2 protein-coding genes and 2 pseudogenes are annotated in these 3,725 nt (G+C 72.5%); 1 reads left to right on the forward strand and 3 read right to left on the reverse strand.

Translation table 11 applies throughout. The features are described from left to right. The 3 genes and pseudogenes from EAO76_RS03405 to EAO76_RS03415 form a co-directional block, all read right to left on the reverse strand. Nucleotides 1-295, reverse strand: a pseudogene (locus EAO76_RS03405) (hypothetical protein); the annotation flags it as partial. Nucleotides 296-521: 226 nt separating this feature from the next. Beyond that, the gene (locus EAO76_RS03410; RefSeq protein WP_262375262.1) at nt 522-1,355 is read right to left on the reverse strand and encodes a carbohydrate-binding protein; all 834 of its coding nucleotides are present in this window, start codon (nt 1,353-1,355) and stop codon (nt 522-524) included. 177 nt (nt 1,356-1,532) lie between these two features. Continuing rightward, entirely contained in the window at nt 1,533-2,900 is a 1,368-nt protein-coding gene (locus EAO76_RS03415; RefSeq protein WP_262375263.1) for an alpha-lytic protease prodomain-containing protein, read from the reverse strand. A 253-nt stretch (nt 2,901-3,153) separates the two neighbouring features. Here EAO76_RS03415 and EAO76_RS03420 point away from each other — a divergent pair. Next, nucleotides 3,154-3,651, forward strand: a pseudogene (locus EAO76_RS03420) (flavin reductase family protein); the annotation flags it as partial. Between the last annotated feature and the right edge of the window lie 74 nt (nt 3,652-3,725).

Below are 3,725 nucleotides of genomic sequence, written 5' to 3' on the forward strand. Positions count from 1 at the left end.
GGTCACATAGGCCCCGTTGTTCCCCGTCCCGAGCGCCAGCACCGCCACGATCCGCAGGTGCGCCGGCCGCCCGTCGCCCAGCCGCACCCGGACCGTCGAGCCCACCGGAGCCGGAATCGATCCCTCCGCCGCTTCTCCGCCCGCTGTCGTCGATCTCGTCGAACTTGGCCAGGCCGTGGTCGTAGTGCACGGGACGCAGATGCTGGTGCCGGTGGCGGGCGTTGAGCAGATGGATGATGTACGCCGCGAGCGCGATCATCACGAGGACGACCACGACGGTGACCAGAGTGTCCATGCGGTTCCGGCCCCCTTCGATGCGCAGGCCGACAGAACCGGCTCACCGGGAGCCGTACACATCCAGGCTACTCCGCGGACCCGCGACCGCCCCCGGAGGACGGGAAGGAAGGAGGGTCCGGGCCGATGGTGCCGTCGGCCCGGACCCTGCGCGGTGCGCACCCCCCGCGAGGCAGGTCCGGGGTGCGCACCGCGCGGCGGTGGTACGCCTGCGCCGTGCTGCGCGTCTACCCGCGTTCCCACAGGGCGGGGACGTTCGGCGGTTCCCAGCCGGCCATGGCCGAGTGCGCCTGCAGACAGCGGTACGTGACCCCGCCGTACGTGACGCGGTCTCCCGCGGTGTAGGAGCTGCCGACCGCCCAGGTGGTGGAGCCGGGCGGGTCGGTGGGCGGGTCGGTGGGCGGAACGCTCGGGCCCTCGACGTCGAGGACGAAGTCGAAGGACCCCTCCTTCCCGGCACCGACGTCCCGGACGTTCATCAGGAGCGCCGGGTCGAAGAGCATGTCGGTGTTGTTGCGCGGCTCGCCGGGGAAGTAGAGCTGGGTGGTCAGGATGCCCGAGCCGGGCGCCTGGGCCTTCACGTGGATGTGCCGCGTACGGCCCGGGTAGAGCCCCGCCACGATCGTGGTCAGCTCGAAGGCCCCCGACTTGTCGGTGAACTGGTGGCCGCGGAAGGCGTATCCGCTCATGTCGTACGCGCCGTTGGTGTCGGCCTGCCAGAAGTCCAGGAGCACTCCGGGGATGGGCTTGCAGCCCCGCCCGAAGACGTAGCCGCTCACGGTCAGCCGGACACCGGGGGTGCTGTCGGTGATCAGGCTCGTGCGGAGCGGGGAGTTGGGCTTGAAGTAGGGCCCCTCCATCTGCTCGTGGGTCGGGCCGTCGCCGTCGTCGCAGTTCGGCGTGGGTGCCAGCGGTTGGCCACCGGCACCGGTGTCCCGGGCCAGCGCGATGCCGCCGCCCGCGAGCAGCGGGACGGTACCGGCGACCAGGGCGGCCTTGAGCAGGGTCTTGCGGCTGATCCCGCGGGAGTCGCCGGAACCTTCGGGCACTTCTGGAGTCATGGCTGATTCCTCGGTATGGGGGAAGGACACGGGCATGACATGACGTGGAGCGGTGTGCGGTGCGCGCCGCCCGGCGGGGAGGCCGGAGCACTGGCCGGGCGGCGCGGTCATCGGCGCCGCGGTACCGGTGCCGGAAGGGACGCCGGCGCCGGATTCCGCGAGGGGTGCGCGGGGGTACTAGACCCGCTGCCAGAGGGCCGGCACGTTCGGCGGCGTCCAGCCGGGCTGCGCCAGGTGCGCCTGGAGGCAGCGGAAGCTCTCGGAGCCGTACGTCACGACGTCGCCCGCCGTGTACGACGTGCCTTCCTTCCAGGTGCCGCCCGGGGCCGGCGGGTCCGTCGGGTCCGGCGGGTCGGTCGGGGTGCCGTTGGTGACCAGGGTGAGCCCGTACGCCTGGAGCGCCGGGTTCAGCGGCTGGAAGTACGTCGTACCGCCCTGGGAGCAGTTGCCGGAGCCGCCGGAGGTGACGCCCTGCGCCTGGCTGCCGGAGATGAACGAACCGCCGGAGTCACCGGGTTCGGCGCACACGTTGGTGCGGGTGACCCCGGAGACGGTGCCCTCCTGGTAGGTGACGCTGGTGTTGCGCTGCTGGACCGTTCCGCAGTGCCAGCCGGTCGTCGAACCGGAGCGGCAGATCGACGAACCCTCCAGCGCCTCGGTGGACCCGGTGACCGTCACGTCGCCGTTGCCGTAGCCGTTCACCAGGGCGCGCGGCGTCCAGTTGCCGTTGGTGGCGACCCAGGAGTAGTCGCGGCCGGGGAACGTGGAGCCCTGGAACGAGCCCTGCGCCTGCTGGTTGTAGCCGCTGGTGCTGACCCCGGGCGTTCCGCAGTGGCCGGCGCTGACGAAGCCGGACTGGCTGCCGCGCTTCACGGGGAAGCCGATGGAGCAGCGCCCCGAGCCGTTCATGTAGTACGCGTCACCGCCCCGCAGGTCCGCGAAGGTGCGCGGCTGCTCCGTGGACCGGTTCACCTTCACCAGTTCGCGCGACACCCCGGCGGCGGCCAGGAAGGCGTCGGCGGCCGAGGTGTCGGCGGCCTGCACGACGACCCGGTTGGTGGCCACGTCGACGTACCAGACGGGCACGTCCTCGGGAGCGTCGCGCAGCGCCACCCGGTCCAACTTCGCCTTGGCGGCGTCGAGTTCGGCCAGGGTGTGGGCGACGACGACCGGCTCGGCACCGGCCTCGCGGATCCTGGCGGCGTCCGCCGCGTCGGTGGTGGCGACGGTCAGGGCGGCGTCGTCGCCGCTGACCCGGGCGCCGGCGAAGTCCGCGCCGAGGGCGCGCTTCAGCCCCGCGGCGACGGCCGTCGCGCGGGTCTCGTGGCCGATCCTGCTGCGTGCCTCGGCGTCCGTGAGGCCGAGGTCGCGCCGCATGGCCTCCAGCAGACCGGGCGAGAGCTGTTCGGAACCCGCGGCGGTGGGGGTGCGGGGGGCGGGGTCGGCGGACGCGGTGCCGGTCAGACCGGCGAGCGCGAGCGCACCGACGGCCACGGTGGCGGTACACGCGGCCAGGGCGCGTCTGCGGAGCATGGATCTCTCCACGGAACTCTCCTTGACTTCGGGGGAATTGCCGCCAAGGTAGCCGTGGACACGTCACCGCCAGGAGATCCCGTTCTCCCCCTCACTTCGCGTTATGGGGCGGGCGCGCGCATGGGTTGTCGGGGGCCGGACGGCGTACCGTCCGGCCCCCGACAACCCATGAACCAGCGGCAATTCCCCCGAAGTCAAGGAGAGTTCCGTGGAGAGATCCATGCTCCGCAGACGCGCCCCCCCGTCCGTCCCCCATGCTGAGGGGGTGAGCAACGATGAGTTCCGGGCCGCACTCTCCCGCCTGGCGGCCGGAGTGGTGCTGGTCACCGCCCAGGAACCGCCGCTGGACGAGCACGGACGCGGCGAGGACGTCGGCATGACGGCGACCGCCTTCCTGTCGGTGTCGCTGGACCCGCCGCTGGTGATGGTCAGCCTGCGCAACGACTCCCGGATGGACGACCTGCTGGCGGAGCAGCCGCTGTGGGCGGTCTCCGTGCTCGCCGAGGACCAGCGGCAGGTGGCCGGCCGGTTCGCGATGAAGGGCCGGATCAGCGACCGGCTCCTGTTCCAGGACCTCCCCGGCACGCGGGGGGAGTTCACCGGCGCACCGCTGATCGGCGGCGCGCTGGCCACGCTGGAGTGCCGCACCGAGCAGCGGGTACCGGCGGGCGACCACACGCTGGTCATCGGCCGGGTGCTGGGCACGGGCCTGCCGCGCGAGGGCGGGCAGCCGCTGATGTACTTCCGGGGGAACTACCGCCAGCAGGTCGTCCATCCGGGAGTCGTTGCGCAGGCTGACCATCACCAGCGGCGGGTCCAGCGACACCGACAGGAAGG

The sequence above is a fragment of the Streptomyces sp. sk2.1 genome, from assembly GCF_008120935.1.
Classification (GTDB): Bacteria; Actinomycetota; Actinomycetes; order Streptomycetales; family Streptomycetaceae; genus Streptomyces.